General features: G+C 71.4%; 21 protein-coding genes. 11 read left to right on the plus strand and 10 right to left on the minus strand.

The genetic code is table 11. The annotated features are described in order from the left end of the window. Positions 1-62: 62 nt before the first annotated feature. From ABD126_RS12975 to ABD126_RS12985, 3 genes are read right to left on the minus strand one after another with little or no spacing between them, the layout of a single operon-like run. Positions 63-812 carry an amino acid ABC transporter ATP-binding protein gene (locus ABD126_RS12975; protein WP_343934018.1) on the minus strand — a complete coding sequence of 250 codons (750 nt, stop codon included), beginning with the start codon at positions 810-812 and terminating at the stop codon, positions 63-65. Then, entirely contained in the window at positions 809-1642 is an 834-nt protein-coding gene (locus ABD126_RS12980; RefSeq protein ID WP_343934019.1) for an amino acid ABC transporter permease, read from the minus strand. The genes ABD126_RS12975 and ABD126_RS12980 overlap by 4 nt, the downstream gene beginning before the upstream one ends. Beyond that, entirely contained in the window at positions 1639-2490 is an 852-nt protein-coding gene (locus ABD126_RS12985) for an ABC transporter substrate-binding protein (RefSeq protein WP_343934020.1), read from the minus strand. The genes ABD126_RS12980 and ABD126_RS12985 overlap by 4 nt, the downstream gene beginning before the upstream one ends. Positions 2491-2554: 64 nt before the next feature. Between ABD126_RS12985 and ABD126_RS12990 the strand changes: the two genes are divergently transcribed. Continuing rightward, a complete protein-coding gene (locus ABD126_RS12990; protein WP_343934021.1) occupies positions 2555-3439 on the plus strand; it encodes a phosphoribosylaminoimidazolesuccinocarboxamide synthase in 885 nt (294 codons plus the stop codon). 110 nt (positions 3440-3549) lie between these two features. Beyond that, positions 3550-4269: a DUF2334 domain-containing protein gene (locus ABD126_RS12995; protein ID WP_343934022.1), complete on the plus strand. Its 720-nt coding sequence runs from the start codon at positions 3550-3552 to the stop codon at positions 4267-4269. Here ABD126_RS12995 and ABD126_RS13000 read toward each other — a convergent pair. Next, complete coding sequence (locus ABD126_RS13000) at positions 4191-4802, minus strand: MBL fold metallo-hydrolase (RefSeq protein WP_343934023.1); 612 nt, start codon at positions 4800-4802, stop codon at positions 4191-4193. The genes ABD126_RS12995 and ABD126_RS13000 overlap by 79 nt on opposite strands. 111 nt (positions 4803-4913) lie before the next feature. Here ABD126_RS13000 and ABD126_RS13005 point away from each other — a divergent pair, with 111 nt between their 5' ends. After that, positions 4914-6056, plus strand: coding sequence for a trypsin-like serine peptidase (locus ABD126_RS13005; RefSeq protein ID WP_343934024.1), 1143 nt, complete (start codon positions 4914-4916; stop codon positions 6054-6056). Here the strand turns inward: ABD126_RS13005 and ABD126_RS13010 are convergent. Further along, positions 6040-7002: an NAD-dependent epimerase/dehydratase family protein gene (locus tag ABD126_RS13010; RefSeq protein WP_343934025.1), complete on the minus strand. Its 963-nt coding sequence runs from the start codon at positions 7000-7002 to the stop codon at positions 6040-6042. The two genes, ABD126_RS13005 and ABD126_RS13010, sit on opposite strands and share 17 nt — an antisense overlap. A 126-nt stretch (positions 7003-7128) precedes the next feature. Between ABD126_RS13010 and ABD126_RS13015 the strand changes: the two genes are divergently transcribed. The 6 genes from ABD126_RS13015 (at position 7129) to purL (ending at position 12524) form a co-directional block, all read left to right on the plus strand. Then, positions 7129-7668 carry a hypothetical protein gene (locus ABD126_RS13015; RefSeq protein WP_343934026.1) on the plus strand — a complete coding sequence of 180 codons (540 nt, stop codon included), beginning with the start codon at positions 7129-7131 and terminating at the stop codon, positions 7666-7668. Positions 7669-7859: 191 nt separating this feature from the next. Continuing rightward, positions 7860-8399 carry a hypothetical protein gene (locus tag ABD126_RS13020; protein ID WP_343934027.1) on the plus strand — a complete coding sequence of 180 codons (540 nt, stop codon included), beginning with the start codon at positions 7860-7862 and terminating at the stop codon, positions 8397-8399. Between the two features lie 191 nt (positions 8400-8590). Next, positions 8591-9130: a DUF3800 domain-containing protein gene (locus tag ABD126_RS13025; RefSeq protein ID WP_343934028.1), complete on the plus strand. Its 540-nt coding sequence runs from the start codon at positions 8591-8593 to the stop codon at positions 9128-9130. Between the two features lie 228 nt (positions 9131-9358). Then, positions 9359-9598: a phosphoribosylformylglycinamidine synthase subunit PurS gene (purS, locus tag ABD126_RS13030; protein ID WP_343934029.1), complete on the plus strand. Its 240-nt coding sequence runs from the start codon at positions 9359-9361 to the stop codon at positions 9596-9598. Beyond that, complete coding sequence (purQ, locus tag ABD126_RS13035) at positions 9595-10266, plus strand: phosphoribosylformylglycinamidine synthase subunit PurQ (protein ID WP_343934030.1); 672 nt, start codon at positions 9595-9597, stop codon at positions 10264-10266. The genes purS and purQ overlap by 4 nt, the downstream gene beginning before the upstream one ends. Next, positions 10263-12524 carry a phosphoribosylformylglycinamidine synthase subunit PurL gene (gene purL, locus ABD126_RS13040; RefSeq protein ID WP_343934031.1) on the plus strand — a complete coding sequence of 754 codons (2262 nt, stop codon included), beginning with the start codon at positions 10263-10265 and terminating at the stop codon, positions 12522-12524. The genes purQ and purL overlap by 4 nt, the downstream gene beginning before the upstream one ends. Positions 12525-12573: 49 nt before the next feature. Here the strand turns inward: purL and ABD126_RS13045 are convergent, their stop codons facing one another. From ABD126_RS13045 to ABD126_RS13055, 3 genes are all read right to left on the minus strand, one after another. Next, positions 12574-13368: a lysozyme gene (locus ABD126_RS13045; RefSeq protein ID WP_343934032.1), complete on the minus strand. Its 795-nt coding sequence runs from the start codon at positions 13366-13368 to the stop codon at positions 12574-12576. A gap of 111 nt (positions 13369-13479) precedes the next feature. After that, the gene (locus ABD126_RS13050) at positions 13480-14268 is read right to left on the minus strand and encodes a lysozyme (protein ID WP_343934033.1); all 789 of its coding nucleotides are present in this window, start codon (positions 14266-14268) and stop codon (positions 13480-13482) included. Between the two features lie 85 nt (positions 14269-14353). Next, positions 14354-15199, minus strand: coding sequence for an aldo/keto reductase (locus ABD126_RS13055; protein WP_343934034.1), 846 nt, complete (start codon positions 15197-15199; stop codon positions 14354-14356). Positions 15200-15303: 104 nt separating this feature from the next. Between ABD126_RS13055 and ABD126_RS13060 the strand changes: the two genes are divergently transcribed. Continuing rightward, a complete protein-coding gene (locus ABD126_RS13060) occupies positions 15304-16179 on the plus strand; it encodes a LysR substrate-binding domain-containing protein (protein ID WP_343934035.1) in 876 nt (291 codons plus the stop codon). On the opposite strand, the gene ABD126_RS13065 is transcribed toward ABD126_RS13060, so the two are convergent. After that, positions 16129-17097, minus strand: a complete 969-nt coding sequence (locus tag ABD126_RS13065) for a pentapeptide repeat-containing protein (protein WP_343934036.1) — start codon at positions 17095-17097, stop codon at positions 16129-16131. The two genes, ABD126_RS13060 and ABD126_RS13065, sit on opposite strands and share 51 nt — an antisense overlap. Next, positions 17094-18140, minus strand: a complete 1047-nt coding sequence (locus ABD126_RS13070; protein WP_343934037.1) for a pentapeptide repeat-containing protein — start codon at positions 18138-18140, stop codon at positions 17094-17096. The genes ABD126_RS13065 and ABD126_RS13070 overlap by 4 nt, the downstream gene beginning before the upstream one ends. A gap of 152 nt (positions 18141-18292) precedes the next feature. On the opposite strand from ABD126_RS13070, the gene ABD126_RS13075 reads away from it, so the two are divergent. Next, the gene (locus tag ABD126_RS13075; RefSeq protein ID WP_343934038.1) at positions 18293-19114 is read left to right on the plus strand and encodes an SAM-dependent methyltransferase; all 822 of its coding nucleotides are present in this window, start codon (positions 18293-18295) and stop codon (positions 19112-19114) included. Positions 19115-19156 lie beyond the last annotated feature (42 nt).

Here is a 19156-nt window from a genome sequence, read left to right on the forward strand (position 1 = left end):
ATACCCAAGTGACCCTCACCTCACCCCGCCTTCACCCGGCGTTCGACCGCCCTCAACCCGCGCTACAACCGGCCCGCCTCGATGATCCTCCGCAGGAACTGCCGCGTCCGCTCGTGCTCCGGCACGCCCAGCACCTGCTCCGGCGGGCCGGACTCGACCAGGCGTCCCCCGTCCAGGAAGCACACGCGGTCGGCGACCTGGCGCGCGAAGCCCATCTCGTGGGTGGCCATGAGGATGGTCCGGCCCTGCCCGGCCAACTCCCTGACCAGCGCCAACACCTCGCCGACGAGTTCCGGGTCCAGGGCGCTGGTGATCTCGTCCAGCAACAGCAGCCGGGGCGAGTACGCCAACGACCTCGCGATCGCCACCCGTTGTTGCTGGCCGCCGGACAGGCGGTCCGGGTAGCTGCCGGCCTTGTCGGCCAGGCCCATCCGCTCCAGCAGTTCCAACGCGGTCCGCTCGGCCTCGCCCCGCGCCACGCGGTGCACCACGCGCGGCGCGAGGGTGATGTTGTCCAGGACCGTCATGTGCGGGAACAGGTTGAACGCCTGGAAGACGATGCCCATCGCGCGCCGGGCCACGTCCGCGTCCACCCTCGGGTCCGACACGTCCACGCCGTCCAGCAGCACCTGGCCGTCGTCCAGCTCCTCCAGCAGGTTCACGCACCGCAGCAACGTCGACTTGCCCGAACCGGACGAGCCGATCAGCGCCACCACCTCGTGCTCGCGCACGTCCAGGTCCACGCCGTCGAGGACGGTGTGCGGCCCGTAGCGCTTGACCAGGTTCCGCACGCTGAGCACCGGGGCGGTCATCGACGGCCCTCCCGGCGTTCCGCGCGCCGCGCCATCGCGTCCGCGAACCGCGCCGACGGCACCGCCAGCAGCACGAACAGCAGCCCGGCCAGCACGTACGGGGTGAAGTTGAACGTCCTGGCCTGCTCGATCTGCGCCGCCCGCACCGCGTCCACCGCGCCCAGCACGGAGATCAGCCCGCAGTCCTTCTGCAACGCCACGAAGTCGTTCAACAACGCCGGCAGCACCCGCCGGACCGCCTGCGGCAGCACGACCAGCCGCAGCGTCCGGCGCGGTCCGAGGCCCAGCGACCGGGCCGCCGCGACCTGCGATGGATGGACCGATTCAATGCCGGCGCGGAACACCTCGGCGACGTACGCCGTGTAGGTCAGCACCAGCGCCGCGCCGCCCAGCACCACGTAGTCGTTGGGCACGCCGGTCAGCCGCAGCGCGGGCAGCCCGAACCCGACCAGGTACAGGGTGAGGATCAGCGGCATGCCGCGGAACAGGTCCACGTACGCCGTGGCCAGCGCCCGCACCGGGAACCACACCGGCCCGCGCAACGTGCGCAGCGCCGCCACCCCCAGCCCGAGCACCAGGATCAGCACCCCGCACACCAGCAGCACGCGCAGGTTCAGCCACAGCCCTTCGAGCACGGCGGGCAGCGCGCGCCACGCCACGTCGACGTCGAAGAACGAGTCGCGGACCCGCGGCCAGCCCGGCGCGCCGGTGACCGTGGCGTACGCGACCGCGGCGAACACGGCGGTGGACAGCAGGGCGACCACCGTGGACCGCCGCGAGCGGAAGCGCTTGTACGCCAGGCGCTCCCGCTGCAACTCGGAGACGGTCACTTCAGCTCGGGTGCGTTGCCCGCCGACGACAGCCACTCCTGCTCCAGCTTCGCGAGCGTGCCCTTCGAGCGCAGCGACTCGACGGCGTTGGAGACGCAGCCGGTGAGCGGGCTGCCCTTGTCCAGCACGATGCCGAACTGCTCGGGCCGGCCGTCGCCCGCGGGCACCTGGCCGATGATCTGGCCGTCCTCCAGCTCGGCGGAGGTGATGTAGAAGGCGGTGGGCAGGTCCACCACCAGGGCGTCGATCTGCCCGGCCCGCAGGGCGGCCTTGGCGTCGTCGTTGGTGTTGTAGACCGCCACGTCCTGCTCGGCCGCCAGGCGCTTGGCCGCCTCGAACGAGGTGGTGCCGACCTGGGCGCCGATCTTGATCTTCTTCACCTCGGCGAGCGTCTTCACCGACGCGGCCTTGGACGACTTCAGGGTGATCAGCACCTGGTCCACGTCGTAGTACGGCGCGGAGAAGTCGACCGCCTGCTTGCGCTCCTCGGTGATGGAGAACTCGTTGATGTCGGCGTCGTAGGACTTCTTGCCGGGCTGGATGGCCGCGTTGAACGGCACCCGCGTCCACACCACGTCGGTCTTGGCGTAGCCGAGCTCCTCCGCGACCGCGTAGGCGACGGCCGATTCGAAGCCCTTGCCGTTCGTGGGGTCGTCGTCCACGAACCACGGCTGGTAGACCGGCTGGTCCGTGCCGAAGGTGATCTTGCCGGGGGTCAGGGTCGCGAGCTTGTCCTTGGTGCAGGCGACGCCGTCGACCTGGGTCGGGGTGGGGGTGGCCTGGTCCGCGGGGGCGCAGGCGGCGGCCAGCAGGGCGGCCACGGCGAGTATCGATGCGGGTGCACGCATGGCTGGAATCTTGCCGCAGGTGGGAAGGGCCGCCCATGACCTGGGACGAAGTAGGCTTCGGGCCGTGCCCAAGCTCGCTGACTACCGCCAGATCGCGGCCGGCAAGGTCCGCAGCATCCACGAGGTGGACGACAAGCTGCTGCTGCTCGTCGCCTCGGACCGGATCTCGGCCTACGACCACGTCCTGACCACGCCCATCCCGGACAAGGGCCGCGTGCTCACCGCGATGAGCGTGTTCTGGTTCGAGAAGTTCGCGGACCTGGTGCCCAACCACCTGGTGGCGTGGGACGACCCGCGCATCCCGGCGGAGGTGCGCGGCCGGGCGTTGCTGGTCCGGCGGCTGGACATGGTGCAGGTCGAGTGCGTGGCGCGCGGCTACCTGACCGGGTCGGGCATGGTCGAGTACCGGCAGAGCGGCGCGGTGTGCGGGGTCGAGCTGCCGCCGGGGCTGGTGGAGGCCTCCGAGCTGGCGTCGCCGATCTTCACGCCCGCGACCAAGGCGGCGATCGGCGAGCACGACGAGAACGTGTCGTTCGAGCACGTGGTGGGCCAGGTCGGTCCGGAGCTGGCCGAACGGCTCCGCGACGCGACGTTGCGGGTGTACTCGGCGGCCCGCGAGTTCGCCCGGTCGCGCGGCGTGATCCTCGCCGACACGAAGTTCGAGTTCGGGCTGGACGCCGACGGCACGCTGGTCCTGGGCGACGAGGTGCTCACGCCGGACTCGTCGCGCTACTGGCCGGCGGACTCCTACGAGCCCGGCCGCGTGCAGCCGTCCTTCGACAAGCAGTACGTGCGCGACTGGCTGACCTCGGCCGAGTCCGGCTGGGACCGCGCCTCGGACACCCCGCCCCCGCCGCTGCCGCCCGAGGTCGTCGCGGCGACCCGCGCCCGGTACGTCGAGGCCTACGAGCGGATCACCGGGCTGTCGTTCGACGACTGGATCTCGTAGCCGGAGCCCGCGCGACCGGTCGAGCCCCGTGACCGGAGTTCGCGCGATCGGTCACGGCACGTCACCTGGCCGTCAGGCGGGCGACACGCCGGTGCGGCGCACTGGTGGGCATGGTCGCCACCCTCGTGGTTTCGCTGTCCGGCATCGGGCCGAGCACGCTCGCCCGGTGCGCCGACCTGGCCGACGAACTGGACCGGCGGCGGGTGCCGCTGTCGCTGCTGCTCGCGCCGCGCAAGGCCGTGCCGGGCGCGGCGCTGGACTGGGTGCGGGCGCGGGTGCGCGGGGCGGACGCGCTGGTCCTGCACGGGTTCGACCACGACGCCGACCCGTGCCGCCGCCCGGTGTCGCTGCGCCGGCGGGCGGAGTTCTCGGCGCTGCCCGCGCACGAGGCGGGGTTGCGGCTGGTCGCGGCGCGGGCCGCGCTGCACCGGCTGGGCCTGGCCACGGACGCCTTCGCGCCCCCGAGCTGGCTCGCGTCACCGGGCACGCTGGTCGCGCTGCGCCGGCACCGGTTCGCGCTGTGCGCGGACATGGCGGGCGTGCGCGACCTGCGCACCGGTGACGTGCGGCCGGGCCGGGTGCGGATGGTGACCGACCACTGGAGCTACCTGGCGGGCGTGGCCCGGGCGGCCCGGCGCGGCGGGTTCGTGCGGATCGGCGTGGACGCGGCGGACCTCGACCGGATCGGCGTGCGCGACGCGGTGCTGGAAGCCGTGGACCTCGCCCTGCACCACGAAGCCGTGGTGGGGAGTTACAGCTCGGCCGACTCGCCCCTGGGCAGCACCATGAACTCGGTGCCGTCGGGCGCGGTGCTCGACAGGACCCGGTAGTAGATCTCGGTCCGGGCCACGATCGCCTCGTGGATCGGCACGGCGATCCGCGGGCGGACCCGGCCGATGAAGTCGGCGGCGTCGGACAGCTTCATCCACGGCGCGGCGGTGGGGACCGCGAGGACGTCCACCCGCACGTCGGGCACGGTGAGCGAGTCGCCCGGGTGGTAGAAGGCGCCGTGCTCGACCAGGTAGCCGACGTTGGCGGGCACCTCCACGGACGGGTGGATCTGCTCGTGCGGCGCGTCCACCACGCGCACGGAGACGTTCTCGACGTCGAGCGCCTCGCCGGGGCGGGCGGCCAGCGCGCCGTCGAGTTCGTCGGCCGCGTAGAAGGCCGCGTTCGGGTTGTTGGCGAGCAGGTCGCCCAGGCGGTCCCGGTCGAGGTGGTCGGGGTGGCGGTGGGTCACCAGCACCGCGTCCAGGTCCCTGACCTCCTCGAACCCGGTCGACCAGGCGCCCGGGTCGAACAGCAGGCGGGCGGCGCCGGTGTCCACCAGCACGCACGAGTGTCCGAAGTGGACGATTCGCATCGTTGCAACCTTCCGCGTGAATTACCGACGTTCGGCGGGGAGACACGAACGGGTGATGTGAGGACCATCACTGGATGTAGTTGTCCCTGCTCACAACGTGAGGTGAACACAGTGCGGAGCACCCTGCGCCTCCTCGCTGCCGCCCTGCTCGTTGTACCCGTGCTGGCGGGAACCGCAACCGCCGCCACGGCCGCGGAGCACTTCGAGCAGACCCAGAAGGTCGGCCAGGACGAGGTCGTCTCGACCGTCGTCGGCGGCCGGTCCACCGAGACCACGATCTCGCGTCCCGGGTCGTGGTACCTGAAAGCCCACTTCAGCGCCCTGCGGCTGGTGGCGGGCGACGTCCTGACCGTCGCCAACCCGGCGGGCACCGAGTCCTACCGGTACACCGCCGACCCGCTCGCGTCCGGCACGGCGTCCGCGGACGCCACCGGGTTCTGGGCGATGTCGATCACCGGTGACCGCGCGGTCGTGTCGATCAAGGGCCGGGACGGCGGCGCGCCGCACCCCGCGTCCCGCGTGAAGCTCGACAAGATCACCCGGGGCTTCACCGACGCCGAACTGGCCCGGGAAGCCGAACTCGCGCCGATGAGCATCTGCGGCACCAACGACTACCGCGACGTCGCGTGCTACCAGTCGAGCAACCCGACGGAGTTCGGCAAGACCCGGCCCGTCGCGAAGCTGCTGCGCAACGGCGGGTCGCTGTGCACGGCGTGGCGGGTCGGTCCGAACAACCGGATGCTGACCAACAACCACTGCTTCACCAGCGGCACCGGCATCGAGGTGTGGTTCAACTACCAGTGCCCGACGTGCGGCGGGACGACGTCCGCGACCGTCACCAAGGTGCTGGTGTCGTCGGTGCTGAAGACCAACGCGTCGCTGGACTACACGCTGTTCAGCGTCACCAACTTCAGCACCATCAGCTCGTTCGGCTACCTGGAGCTGGACGCGCGCGTGCCGGCCGTCGGCGAGGAGATGTACATCGTCGGCCACCCGGCCGGGAAGCTGAAGAAGCTGTCCCTGCGCGACGACCAGAGCGGCGGCGGGTACTGCAAGGTGACCGCGGTCCGGGTGAACGGCGACTCGTCGCAGTCCGACATCGCCTACAAGTGCGACACCGAGGGCGGGTCGTCGGGCTCGCCGGTGCTGTCGCGGCAGACGCACAAGGTCATCGGCCTGCACCACTGGGGCGGGTGCCCGAACCAGGGCGTCCGGATCGACCTGATCGCGGCCCAGGTCAACCCACTGCTGTGAGCAGCTCGGCCTCCGCGTCCGCGGGCAGCCCCGCGCGGCGCTGACGGTCGAGGCCGAGGCCGCGCTCGTACTCCAGCGAGTCGAGCGCGGTCTCGGCGGTCGGGCGCGGCTTGAGGCCCGCGGCCAGCGCCGGTCCGGCGTCGCGGAACATCAGCGCGCGGTGCGAGGCCGGCAGCCAGAGCGGGAGCGAGCGCGGTCCGGCCCACGGCGCGATGCCGTGCTGTTCGAGGACCTCCTCGGGGATGCGGACCAGTTCGGTGCCGGGTGGGGCGGTGGCGCCGGCGATCTCGCCGAGGACGAGGCTGAGCGGGTTCGAGGGGCCGATGGCGTCGAACGTGCCGGTGGTGCCGTTCTCGGCGGAGTCGACGATCCAGGCGGCGAGGTCGCGCACGTCGACGTGCTGCGCGGGCTGGTCGGGGACGTCGGGCACGGCCACCCGCCCGCCGCGCGAGAGCCGGTTGGGCCAGTACCCGAACCGGTCGCTGGTGTCCCCCGGCCCGGTGATCAGCCCGGCGCGCACGATGAACGCGTCCCGGACCTCCTTGATGGCGTTCTCGCTGGCGACCTTCACGCTGCCGTAGCGCTCGGGCGTCATCGGCGCGTCGGGGTCGTCTTCGAGGGGCGGGAGGGTTTCGGTGCTGCCCGGCGTCGCGTGGTCGGCGTAGACGGAGCAGGTCGAGACGAACGTCCAGTGGCGGGCCTGAAGGGATCTGACGGCGTCCCGCACCCAACTCACACTGCGCGCGACATCCACGACCCCGTCGAACCACTCGCCGGTGAGGCTCCCGAGCCCGTGGTTCCGATCAACCGGCACGTGCACGGCCCCGTCCGGCACGACCCCGGACTCGCCCCGAGCGGCACAAACCACGTCATGCCCCCGCCGAACAGCCTCCCCCGCCACGGCCCGCCCGAGGAACACCGTCCCACCCAGCACCAGGATCCGCATGATCCCCACCCTCCGGCGCATCGCCGTCCGCCGCCAGCCGATCAGCCCACAGCGAACGCGGCGGCGGTGGAACACGTGTTCGGTGGATGTCCTCCAGTCGGCGCAGCGGGCTGCCGATGTGTTGTCGTGACCGTGCACGCGTTCGTCGACGAATCCCGCCGCCAGGACACCTACTACCTGGCGGCGGCCATCGTCCAACCCGGCCGGCTGCGCCCGCTGCGATCGCGGTTGCGGGGGTTGCTGTTCCCCGGCCAGCGGGAGCTGCACTTCAAGAAGGAGAAGCCCGCACGCAGGCGCGCCATCCTTTCCGTGGTGGCCGAGTTCGACGTGCGGGTCGACGTCTACCGGGCGAGTTGCCGGCGCAGTGAGGAAGAGGCGCGGCAGCGGTGCCTGGCGCGGCTCACCGACGACATGCTCGACGTCGACGGCCGCCGGATCGTGCTCGACAGCCGGCAGGAGCGGAACAAGCTCGACGAACTGACCATCCGCGGCGCGCTGGGCAAGCGTCCGCGGGAGACGGGGGTGGTCTACGAGCACATCGACAGCGTCGCCGAACCGCTGCTCTGGCTGCCGGACATCGCCGCCTGGTGCCACGGCGCGGGCGAAGAGTGGGCGCGGCGGATCACGCCGGTGATCGGTTCGGTCGTGCGCTTGGACGAGCCGTAGAAAGCGCGAAGCGTGGCCGCCGACCGTCCGGACGGGGACCACGCTCACTTCTCCGGCGTACGGGCCGGAGCTGCTCCCAGGCTAACACCGACGACCCCGGCGGCTGGGCTCTCGATCGGGTGAAACGCTCGGCGGGGGTGAACAGGCGTTCGGGTGCTGTAGCCCGAACGGTCGGGTGCCGATGTGTTGTCGTGACCGTGCACGCGTTCGTCGACGAATCCCGCCGCCAGGACACCTACTACCTGGCAGCGGCCATCATCCGGCCCCGGGACCTTGCGCAGTTGCGTGCGCGGCTGCGGGGGATGTTGTTTCCCGGACAGCGCGAGTTGCACTTCTACCGGGAGAAGCCGACGCGGCGGCGGGCGATCCTCTCGCAGGTCGCGGGCTTCGGCGTGGCCGCGCGGATCTACGGGGCGAGTTGTCGCAGGGGTGAGGAGATCGCGCGGCAGGAGTGCCTGACCAGGCTGACCGGCGACCTGGTCGACCTCGGTGCGCACCGGTTGGTCCTGGACAGCCGGGAGGTTCGCGACGAACTGGACCGGAGCACGATCAGTCGCGCGCTGGTCAAGCGTCCGGATTCCGGCGGGTTGGTCTACGAGCACATGAATAGCACGAGTGACCCGCTGCTGTGGATCGCCGACATCGCGGTCTGGTGCCACGGCGCGGGTGGTGACTGGGCGCGTCGAGCGGCACCCTTGATCGGCCCGGTGACCCGCTTGGACTGGCCCTAGAAAGCGCGAAGCGCGGTCGCCGACCGTCCGGAGGGGGACCGCGCTCACTTCCTCGGCCTATTGGCCGAAGCTGCCTCCAGGTTAGCACCGACGACCCCGGCGGCTGGGCTCTCGATCGGGTGAAACGCTCGGCGGGGGTGAACAGGCGTTCGGGTGCTGTAGCCCGAACGGTCGGGTGCCGATGTGTTGTCGTGACCGTGCACGCGTTCGTCGACGAATCCCGCCGCCAGGACACCTACCACCTGGCCGCCGCCGTCGTCCACCCCCGCCAACTGCGCCAGACCCGCTCACAGCTGCGTGGACTGCTCTTCCCCGGCCAGCGGGAGCTGCACTTCAAGAAGGAGACGTTGCCCCGCAAGCGGCTGATCGTCTCCACGTTGTGCGCGCTCGGCGTGGAGGTCGGCGTCTACTCGGCGAGCTGCCGCCTGGGTGAGGAGCGGGCGCGGCAGGAGTGTTTGACGCGGTTGGCTCGGGACCTCGTCGGGGTGGGTGCCATGCGCCTGGTGCTCGACAGCCGCGAAGGTCGGGACTTCCGCGACCGCGAGACCATCGGGCGCGTGCTCCGCAAGGTCGGTCGTGACGTGCCGCTGACCTACGAGCACGTCGCCAGTCAGGACGAGCCGCTGTTGTGGATCGCCGACGTCGCCGCTTGGTGCCACGGCGCGGGCCAGGACTGGGCACGGCGGATCGAGCCGGTGTTGGGGGAGGTCGTCGGACTGGACTGGCCCTAGAAAGCGCGAAGCGCGGCCAGCCGTCCGTCCGAACGGGTGCCGCGCTCACTTCCCCGGCCTATTGGCCGGAGCACCACGAGATTAACACGCAGCACCCCCGAACCCGCTGCTCTCGATCGGGTGAACCCAGGTGAACGTGTGCCGCCCGCCACCTGGGAAGTTGATGAACACCCAGGTCAGGTAGGCTTCGGCAGTACCGCCAGCCCTCCTACCAGGGAGCAGCCTGTCGTGGCCCGAGTCGTCGTCGACGTCATGCCGAAGCCCGAAATCCTCGACCCGCAAGGACAGGCGGTGGCCAACGCGCTGCCCCGCCTCGGGTTCGACGGAATCACCAGTGTCCGCCAGGGCAAGCACTTCGAGCTGGAGGTCGCCGACGACGTCGACGACGCCACGCTCGCCAAGATCGCCGAGACGTTCCTCGCCAACCCCGTGATCGAGGACTGGGTCGTCCGGCGGGTCGACGCATGAAGGTCGGGGTCATCACCTTTCCCGGCACGTTGGACGACGTCGACGCCGCCCGCGCGGTCCGGTACGCGGGCGGTGAGGCGGTCAGCCTCTGGCACGCCGACCACGACCTGAAGGGCGTGGACGCGGTCATCGTCCCCGGTGGGTTCTCCTACGGCGACTACCTGCGCTGCGGCGCCATCGCCCGGTTCGCCCCCGTGATGCAGGAAGTGGTCGAGGCCGCGAACAAGGGGATGCCCGTGCTGGGCATCTGCAACGGCTTCCAGATCCTGTGCGAGGCGCACCTGCTGCCCGGCGCGCTGATCCGCAACCACAAGCTGCACTTCGTGTGCCGCGACCAGTGGCTCAAGGTCGAGAACAACGAGACCGCCTGGACCACCCGGTTCGACAAGGGCGCCGAGGTCCTCGTCCCCCTCAAGTCCGGCGAGGGCGGCTACCAGGCCGACGACGAGACCCTCAAGGAGCTGGAGGGCGAGGGCCGCGTGGTGTTCCGCTACGTCGGCGACAACCCGAACGGCTCGCGCAACGGCATCGCCGGCATCACCAGCGCCAACGGCCGCGTCGTGGGCCTCATGCCGCACCCGGAGCACGCGATCGACGCCCTCACCGGACCCACGGACGACGGCCTCGGCATGTTCCTGTCCCTGCTCGACGCGGTGGTGAGCGCATGAGCCTCGACACGGTCAAGAACGCCGAGTCCACGCCCGACCAGGAGCAGCCCTACAAGGAGCTGGGCCTGAAGGACGACGAGTACGCCCGCATCCGCGAGATCCTCGGCCGCCGCCCGACGGACGCCGAGCTGGCGATGTACTCGGTGATGTGGAGCGAGCACTGCTCCTACAAGTCGTCCAAGGTGCACCTGAAGTACTTCAGCGAGACCACCACCGACGAGATGCGCGCCAAGATGCTCGCGGGCATCGGCGAGAACGCGGGCGTCGTCGACATCGGCGACGGCTGGGCGATCACGTTCAAGGTGGAGAGCCACAACCACCCGTCGTACGTCGAGCCCTACCAGGGCGCGGCGACCGGTGTGGGCGGCATCGTCCGCGACATCCTCGCGATGGGCGCCCGCCCGCTGGCCGTGATGGACCCGCTGCGCTTCGGCCCCGCCGACGCCCCGGACACCCGTCGCGTGCTGCCCGGGATCGTCGCCGGCGTCGGCGGCTACGGCAACTGCCTGGGCCTGCCCAACATCGGCGGCGAGGTCGTGTTCGACGCGTCGTACTCGGGCAACCCGCTGGTCAACGCCCTGTGCGTGGGTGCGATGCGGGTCGAGGACCTGCACCTGGCGCACGCCTCGGGCGCGGGCAACAAGATCATCCTGTACGGCGCGCGGACCGGCCTCGACGGCATCGGCGGCGTGTCCGTGCTGGCGTCGGAGACCTTCGACGACACCGCCGGCAAGCGCAAGAAGCTGCCGAGCGTCCAGGTGGGCGACCCGTTCACCGAGAAGGTGCTGATCGAGTGCTCGCTGGAGCTGTTCCGGCAGAAGCTCGTCGTCGGCATCCAGGACCTGGGCGGCGCGGGCCTGTCGTGCGCGACGTCGGAGCTGGCCAGCGCCGGTGACGGCGGCATGCGCGTGCAGCTGGACCGGGTTCCGCTGCGCGCGTCGGGCATGACGCCCGCCGAGGTGCTGTCCAGCGAGTCGCAGGAACGCATGTGCGCGGTCGTGCGGCCCGAGGACGTCGACGCGTTCATGGCCGTCTGCGCCAAGTGGGACGTGATCGCCACCGAGATCGGCGAGGTCACCGAGGGCGACCGCCTGGTCATCACGTGGCACGACGAGGTCGTGGTGGACGTCCCGCCGCGCACCGTCGCCCACGAGGGCCCGGTCTACCACCGGCCGGTGGAGCGCCCCGCCGACCAGGACGCCCTCCAGGCCGACACCCCGGACCGGCTGCCGAAGCCGGCCCGCGAGGAGCTGCTCGACCTGGTCAAGACCATGGCGGCGTCGCCGAACCTCGCGTCGCGCCAGTGGGTCACCCAGCAGTACGACCGGTACGTGCGCGGCGGCACCGTCCTCGCGCAGCCGGCCGACTCGGGCATGATCCGGATCGACGAGGAGACCCACCGGGGCGTGGCGCTGTCCACGGACTGCAACGGCCGCTACACCAAGCTCGACCCGTACACGGGCGCGAAGCTGGCCCTGGCCGAGGCGTACCGGAACGTGGCGACCACGGGCGCGACGCCGGTGGCGGTCACCAACTGCCTGAACTTCGGCTCGCCCGAGGACCCGGCCGTGATGTGGCAGTTCGAGCAGGCCGTGAAGGGCCTGGCGGACGGCTGCGTGGAGCTGGGCATCCCGGTCACCGGCGGCAACGTCAGCTTCTACAACCAGACCGGCGCGACGGCGATCCTGCCGACCCCGGTCGTGGGCGTGCTGGGTGTGATCGACGACGTCCGCCGCCGCATCCCGACCGGGATCGGCGCGGAGGCCGGCGAGACGCTGCTGCTGCTGGGCGAGACGCACGAGGAGTTCGGCGGCTCGGAGTGGGCGCACGTCGTCCACGGCCACCTCGGCGGCCTCCCGCCCCGCGTGGACCTGGCCCGGGAGAAGCTCCTGGCGGAGGTCCTGGTGGCGGGCTCGCGCGACGGCATGCTGTCGGCGGCGCACGACCTGGCCGAGGGCGGCCTGGCGCAGGCCCTGGTCGAGACGTGCCTGATCGGTGAGACCGGTGCGCGGGTGTTCCTGGAAGGGGACCTGTTCACCGAGCTGTTCAGCGAGTCGGCGGGCCGCGTGCTGGTGGCGGTGCCCCGGACCGAAGAGCTGCGCTTCACCGACATGTGCACCGCGCGCGGGCTGCCGTGGCGCAAGGTCGGCGTGGTGGACCCGGAGTCGCGGGCGCTGGAGATCCAGGGCCTGGGCGAGCTGGACCTGGCCGAGGTGCGCGAGGCCTGGGAAGGCACCCTGCCGGCGCTGTTCGACTGAGCACTGATCAAGGGCGCGCGGTGACCGGTGGTCGCCGCGCGCCCTTCGCTCATCCGTTGGCCAACGCCTGGAGACGGTCGTAAGCGCCGTTGAAGACGTTCTGGTCGATCGGGCTCGACGAGTACTGCCAGAACGTGTAGTAGCTCCACCGGTAGGGCAGGGTGCCCACGGTGGACGCGTACCGGGCCACCCACAACGGGTTGGTCGCGGTGAAGTCGCCCGGCGCGCACTGGTTCCACCAGCTGGTCGAGGTGTAGATGACCGGCCACCGCCCGGTCCGGTAGTGGTACCGGTCCGAGAAGGACCGCACCCACGCGATCATCGACGCCTGCGAGAGCCCGTAGCAGGTGGAGCCGTACGGGTTGTACTCCATGTCCAACGCGCCGGGCAGCGTCTTGCCGTCGCGCGACCAGCCCCCGCCGTTGTCGACGAAGAAGTCCGCCTGGGCGGCGCCGCTGGACCGGTCCGGCAGGGCGAAGTGGTAGGCGCCGCGGATCATGCCCACGTTGTACGAGCCGTTGTACTGCTGGGCGAAGTACGGGTTGCGGTAAGTCGTGCTCTCCGTCGCCTTGACGTAGGCGAAGCGCTTGCCCTGCCCCCACCAGTACGCCCAGTCGACGTTGCCCTGGTGGGAGCTGACGTCGATGCCGTACACGGCGGCCTGGGCGCTGGGGTCGGTGTCGATGACGATCCGCCGGTCGCCGCCGCCCTCGTGCTTGGCGATCTGCGAGCCCATGGCGTGGTCGTCGACGATCGGGGGAGCGGCCTGTGCGGGGGTCAGGGTGGTGGTGATCAGGGCGAACGCGGTCGCGGCGAGTGTGGCGCCGCGCAGGAGTGCTCTCATGGCGAACACCTTTCGAGCCAGTGCAGGGGGTGACTCGTTGGGCAGTGTCCCGCTGTTCTAACCGGATAGCCAGACTTCGTGTTAATTAGTCACGAAACGGAGTAGTCCGGCTCAGCCCCGAGCGAAGCGGGCCAACTGCTCCGCGGGGCCGTTGAACAGGTTCTGGTCGCCCGGGAACAGCCCGGCCGCCCGCCACTGCCAGATGGTCTCGTAGCTCCACCCGTGCGGCAGGGGGCCGAGGGTGTCGTTGTACTGCGCGACCCACAACGGGTTGGTGTCGCCGAACGCCCGGGACGTGCCGACGCACTTGTTCCACCAGCTCGTGGACGTGTAGATCGTCGGGTGCCGGCCGGTGCGCTCCCGGACCCGGTTGCCGAATTCCTCGACCCACGCGCCCATCGCGTTCTGGTCCAGGCCGAAGCACGTGTCCCCGTAGGGGTTGTACTCCATGTCCAGCGCGCCGGGCAGGGTCCTGCCGTCGGGCGACCAGCCACCGCCGTTGTCCACGAAGAAGTCCGCCTGCTCCCGGCCGGACGAGCGGTCCGGCAGGGCGAAGTGGTAGGCCCCGCGGATCATGCCCACGGCGTGGGAACCGTCGTACTGCTGGGCGAAGTTCGGGTTGCGGTACCCGGTGCCCTCGGTCGCCTTGACGTAGGCGAACCGCGCGCCGTCCGCCCACGCCTTCGGCCAGTCGACGTCGCCCTGGTGGCTGCTGACGTCCATCCCGGGCACCTTGCCGTCCGCTGGTGGATCACCGGAGCGCCCCCAGCCCTCGTGCTTGGCGATCTGCGAGCCCGCGTAGTGGTCGGCGGAACCCTCCGGCAGGCCTTGCGCGGCGGGCGCGACCGCCAAGGTGATGGCGATCGCGCCCGCATGCGCCAAGCAGGTGCGGAACCTCATCGGTGAGCCCCCGTTCGCCGTAGACCGTTGGTGCGCCTGGCCTAGATCGTCGGGCAACGCCTGCCGTTCCGCATCCGGGCGGGTGTCACCCGTCCAGGCGCTTCAGCTCTTCGTCGGTGAGCACCAGGTGCACCGCGGCGGCCGAGTCGCGGATGCTCGCCGGCCGCGACGAGCCCGGGATCGGCACCACGACCGGCGACTTGGCGAGCATCCAAGCCAGGCACACCCGCTGCGGGCTGACCCCGTGCGCGTCCGCGACCTCGGCGAACGCGCCGAACCGCTCGCCGAGCTGCCCGGCGGCGCTCATCCCGCCCAACGGGCTCCACGGCAGGAACGCGATGCCCAGCTCGTGGCACAGCTCCAGCTCCGGCTCGCTGGATCGGAACGCGGGCGAGAACTGGTTCTGCACCGCCGCGAGCCGGCCGCCGAGCACGTCGTTGGCCTCGCGGATCTGCGCCGGGTCGAAGTTGGACACGCCCGCGAACCGGATCTTGCCCTCGTCGAGCAGCTCGGCGAGCGCGCCGACGGACTCGGCGGTCGGCACGGCCGGGTCGGGCCGGTGGAACTGGTAGAGGTCGATCACGTCCACCCCGAGCCGGCGCAACGACCGCTCGCACGCGGCCTTGAGGTACTCCGGTCGGCCGTCCAGGCCCCAGTCGCCGCCGGGCGTGCGGGTGTGCCCGCCCTTGGTGGCGACCAGGACGCCGGTCACGCCCTTCAGCGCTTCGGCGAGCAGCTCCTCGTTGTGCCCGAAGTCGTGCTCGTCGGCGGAGTAGGCGTCGGCCGTGTCGAACAGCGTGACCCCGGCGTCGAGGGCCGCGCGGACGGTCTCGACGGCCTGGTCGCGGGACGGCCGGCCCGCCAGGGACAGGGGCATCGCGCCCATGCCGATGGCGCTGACCTCGGCGTCGGCGATCCGGCGCTGGTGCATGGTGTGCTGGTCCTTTCGTCGGCTGTCCCCACCAGCCTGCGCCCGGAGCATTAAGCTGTCCAACAGAAGGACCTGATGCCATTCAGCAGTTCGGGTGATGAATCGTGGAGTTGCGCCAGCTCGAATACTTCGTCGCGGTCGCGGAGGAGTGCCATTTCACGCGGGCCGCGCGGCGGATGCGCGTCGCCCAGTCGGGGCTGTCCGCCTCGATCCGGGCGCTGGAGGTCGAGCTGGGCGCGCCGCTGTTCCTGCGCTCCACCCGGCAGGTCGAGCTGACCCAGGCCGGGCGGGCGTTGCTGGAGGAGGCCCGGCGGGTGCTCAGCACTGTCGACGCGGCCCGCAACGCCGTGGCCGGCGTGCAGGGGCTGCTGCGCGGCACGCTGGCCGTCGGGTCGGTCCAGTGCCTGCACGCCGTGCACCTGCCGGAGGTGCTGGCCCGGTTCCACGACCGGCACCCCGGCGTGGAGATCCGGTTGCGGCAGGGCGGTTCCGGCGAACTCGCGGAGGAGGTGCGGGCGGGCCGGCTGGACCTCGCGTTCGTCACCACGGCGAGCGCCGGCGACCTGCCGCAGTCCTCTGTGGACACCGAGTCGATGGTGCTCGTCTGCGGCCCGGACAGCCGCTTCGCGCAAGAGGAGTCGGTGCTGCTGGCCGACCTGTCCGGGGAGTCCTTCGTGGACTTCAACCCCGACTGGGGCACGCGCGACGACGTCGACCGCGCGCTGGCCCAGGCCGGTGTGGAACGGCGGGTCGCGGTGGAGGTCAACGACGTCCACTCGCTGCTGGACTTCGTCGGCTTCGGGCTGGGCGTCGCGCTGGTGCCCGAGTCGTTCCGGCACAAGCCGACCCGGGCCCGGTTCGTGCCGATCGCGGACGCCCCGACGACCGGCACGTCCGTGGTCACCGGGGCGAGCGTGAGCGCGGCGGCGTCAGTCCTGCTCGACATGGTGCTGGAAGACCGCACCCTCGCGACCGGTTAGCTCCCACCCGGTCGGGTCCTCCTTCACCCGCGTCCCCGGCAGCAGCTCCACCGACCCGACCAGCTCCGGCGCGCTCGGCGGCAGGTGCAGGAACTCGCCGACCGTCGCCCCGCGCGCGTCCAGCGGGCGCTCGAACCGCACGGCCTGCAACGACATGCCGCCGGTGAACCGGGCGTGGCGGAAGTCCACCCGGCCCAGGAACTCCCCGCCGGAGAACAGCGCCGGCTTGCCGAACGTGACCTCGCGGAACGCGGTGATGCCGTGGAACCGGGTGCGCCGCGCGGTCAGCCGGCCGACCCGCCTGCCCTCCAGCCGGAAGTACTCGACGTTCGCCCCGGTCAGGTCGAGGTGGTACAGCGTCTCGTCGGGGTCCTGGCCCCACGGCAGCAGGTCGGTGATCAGCCGCTGCGCGGTGAGCCGGACGGTGCGCTCGCGGTCCTCTTCCGGCGTCGGCTTGTCGGCCGCGGTGAACCGGTGGAACGCCTGGTCGGGGTCCTCCGGCAGCTTGCCGTAGGCCGCGTGGTCGAACGGTCGCCGCAGGTAGGCGCACAGCACGTCCAGGACGGTCTGCTTGTACCGCCGGGGCGTGGAGCGCGCCAGGCCGGCCAGGGCGTGCATCGCGCCCACCCGGACCTGGTCGGCCTCGTTGCCCAACATCTCCACGGCCCGCGAGAACCGCTCGTCGGCGACCTTGTCGCTCTCCAGCTCGTGGCGCGCCTCCTCGGTGCGGCGGCGGCGGTCGTTGAGCCACAACGCGTACAGCGCGACGACCGCGCCGCCGGCGAGCCCGCCGGTCTTGACCGCCTCCGCCTTGGACAGCTTCGGCTCGACCCACAGCAGCACGGCCGTCGTCACCACGGTCACCAGGACCGCGGCGGTCACGCTCACCGCCAGCAGCACCCGTCCCCGCACGCTCACCCCACCACCTCGTCCAGTCGGCCCGCGGGCGGCACGGCGTCGGGCGGCAGCTCCAGCCCGGTCCGGTCCACCGGCTCGTCGAACCGCGCGCCCTCGAACGACACCGGCCCGTGGAACCGCGCCCCGGCGAACTTCGCCGGCCCGAAGAACCGGGTGCGCGCGAAGTCCGCCCGGTCGCCGAACTCGACCCGGCTGAACCAGCCCAGGTCGCAGAACACCATGTCGTGCATGTGCAGCCGGCCCGTGCTGACCGAGTCGGTGAACCACGCCCCACCGTGCACGACCAGGTGGTGGAACGAGTTGGACCGGGCCAGCCGCGCGGCCCGGACGGTCAACTCGCCGACCTGGCGGTGCGAGAGGTCGAAGTACTCCAGGTAGGCCCGGGTCAGGTTCAGGTCGTACAGCTCGGCGCCGCCCTGGTCGTCGCGCGGCAGCAGGTCGGCGACCAGGCGCTGGGCGGTGAGCCGGACCTCCAGCTCGCGCTCGCTCTCCGGCGTGTAGTGGCCGGTGCCGTCGGGCTCCCGCTCCGGCGCGTGCTCACCGGGCCGCGCGGCGAGCACGTCGGGCTGGAAGGGTCGGCGCAGGTAGGCGCACAGGACGTCGAGCACGGTCTGGGTGTACTCCGGGCGGGACCGCGCCAGTCCGGCCAGGGCGTGCATCGCGCCGACCCGCACCTGTTCCGTCTCGTGACCCAGCAGTTCCACCGATCGGGCGAACCTCTCGTCGGCGACCCGCGACCGGTCGTGTTCGGCCCGTTCGATCTCCAGGTCGTGGCGCTTCTCGTCCATGCGCCGGCGCCGGTCGTTGAGCCACAACGCGTACAAGGCGACGACCGACCCGGCCGCCAGCCCGCCGGACTTGATCACCTCGTGCTTGGGGCTGTGCGGGTCCAGCACCAACAGCCAGCCCGTGACCAGCATGAACGCGCCGACGGCGGAGAGCAGCACCGGCTTGAGCCGGGGCCTGCGCCGCCGGACGACGAGCAGCAACCACACCCAGCCCACCGCGCTGACGACCGCGCCCGCGACCAACAGGTACTTCACAAGCGGGGCATTCTTCCCGGTGACCGCCGACACGGTGACGGGAACACAACTACCCGCGGGGGAGCGGTGTGCTAACTCACCGGATTGGCCCATGATGTGGGGGTCACCGCAACGGCGGGCAACCGGCCGGACCAAGGCGTAAGGAGAACCCCGTGGACAGCGTGGAGCGCCCCAACTGGGCGCCGGTCGACATCGACCTCGGGCGTCCGAGCATCGCACGCGTCTACGACTACTGGTTGGGCGGCGCGCACAACTTCGCCATCGACCGGGCCGTGGGCGACAAGGTGCTGGCGGACGTGCCGATCCTGCGGAACGTCATCCTCAACCACCGCGCCTTCCTGCGGCGCGCCGTCCGGTACCTGCTCGCGCAGGGCATCCGGCAGTTCCTCGACCTGGGGTCCGGCATCCCGACCGTGGGCAACGTGCACGAGATCGCGCAGGCCGTCGACCCCGACGCCAAGATCGTCTACGTCGACATCGACCCGGTCGCCGTCGCGCACAGCCGCGCCATCCTCACCGGCAACGAGTCGGTCAACGTGCTGCAAACCGACGTGCGGGACGCGCGGGGCGTGCTGAAGTCCCCCGAGGTGCAGGACCTGCTCGACTTCGACCAGCCCATCGCCGTGCTGATGATCGCCCTGCTGCACTTCGTGCCCGACACCGACGACCCGCACGGCATCGTCGCCGCCTACCGCGACGCGCTCCCGCACGGCAGCTACCTCGCCGTGTCGCACGCGGGCTACGAGGACGGCGAGTGGAACCCGGCGTGGGACGACGCCCGCGGCACCTACAACCGCGGCGTCAGCGAGATGACCTACCGGCGCAAGCACGAGGTGGAGGCCCTGTTCGACGGCTTCGCCCTGGTCGATCCGGGCGTGGCGCGGCTGCCCCTGTGGCACCCGGAGTCGCCCGACGACGTGGACGAGGGCGCCGCCCGCTTCCTGGGCTTCGGCGCCGTGGGGCGGAAGTCCTGATGTTCGACTCCAGCACGCGCACGCCCGTATCCTCTGCGTTGT

The organism is Saccharothrix mutabilis subsp. mutabilis, assembly GCF_039521145.1.
Classification (GTDB): Bacteria; Actinomycetota; Actinomycetes; order Mycobacteriales; family Pseudonocardiaceae; genus Actinosynnema; species Actinosynnema mutabilis.

Excerpts from the sequence above, each read along its gene's own strand:
- ABD126_RS13010 (WP_343934025.1), bottom strand. The coding sequence starts at position 7,002 with ATGCGGATCCTGGTGCTGGGTGGGACGGTGTTCCTCGGGCGGGCCGTG.
- purQ (WP_343934030.1), top strand. The coding sequence starts at position 9,595 with ATGAAGGTCGGGGTCATCACCTTTCCCGGCACGTTGGACGACGTCGAC.
- ABD126_RS13055 (WP_343934034.1), bottom strand. The coding sequence starts at position 15,199 with ATGCACCAGCGCCGGATCGCCGACGCCGAGGTCAGCGCCATCGGCATG.
- ABD126_RS13000 (WP_343934023.1), bottom strand. The coding sequence starts at position 4,802 with ATGCGAATCGTCCACTTCGGACACTCGTGCGTGCTGGTGGACACCGGC.
- ABD126_RS13045 (WP_343934032.1), bottom strand. The coding sequence starts at position 13,368 with ATGAGAGCACTCCTGCGCGGCGCCACACTCGCCGCGACCGCGTTCGCC.
- ABD126_RS12985 (WP_343934020.1), bottom strand. The coding sequence starts at position 2,490 with ATGCGTGCACCCGCATCGATACTCGCCGTGGCCGCCCTGCTGGCCGCC.
- purL (WP_343934031.1), top strand. The coding sequence starts at position 10,263 with ATGAGCCTCGACACGGTCAAGAACGCCGAGTCCACGCCCGACCAGGAG.
- ABD126_RS13050 (WP_343934033.1), bottom strand. The coding sequence starts at position 14,268 with ATGAGGTTCCGCACCTGCTTGGCGCATGCGGGCGCGATCGCCATCACC.
- ABD126_RS12975 (WP_343934018.1), bottom strand. The coding sequence starts at position 812 with ATGACCGCCCCGGTGCTCAGCGTGCGGAACCTGGTCAAGCGCTACGGG.
- ABD126_RS12995 (WP_343934022.1), top strand. The coding sequence starts at position 3,550 with ATGGTCGCCACCCTCGTGGTTTCGCTGTCCGGCATCGGGCCGAGCACG.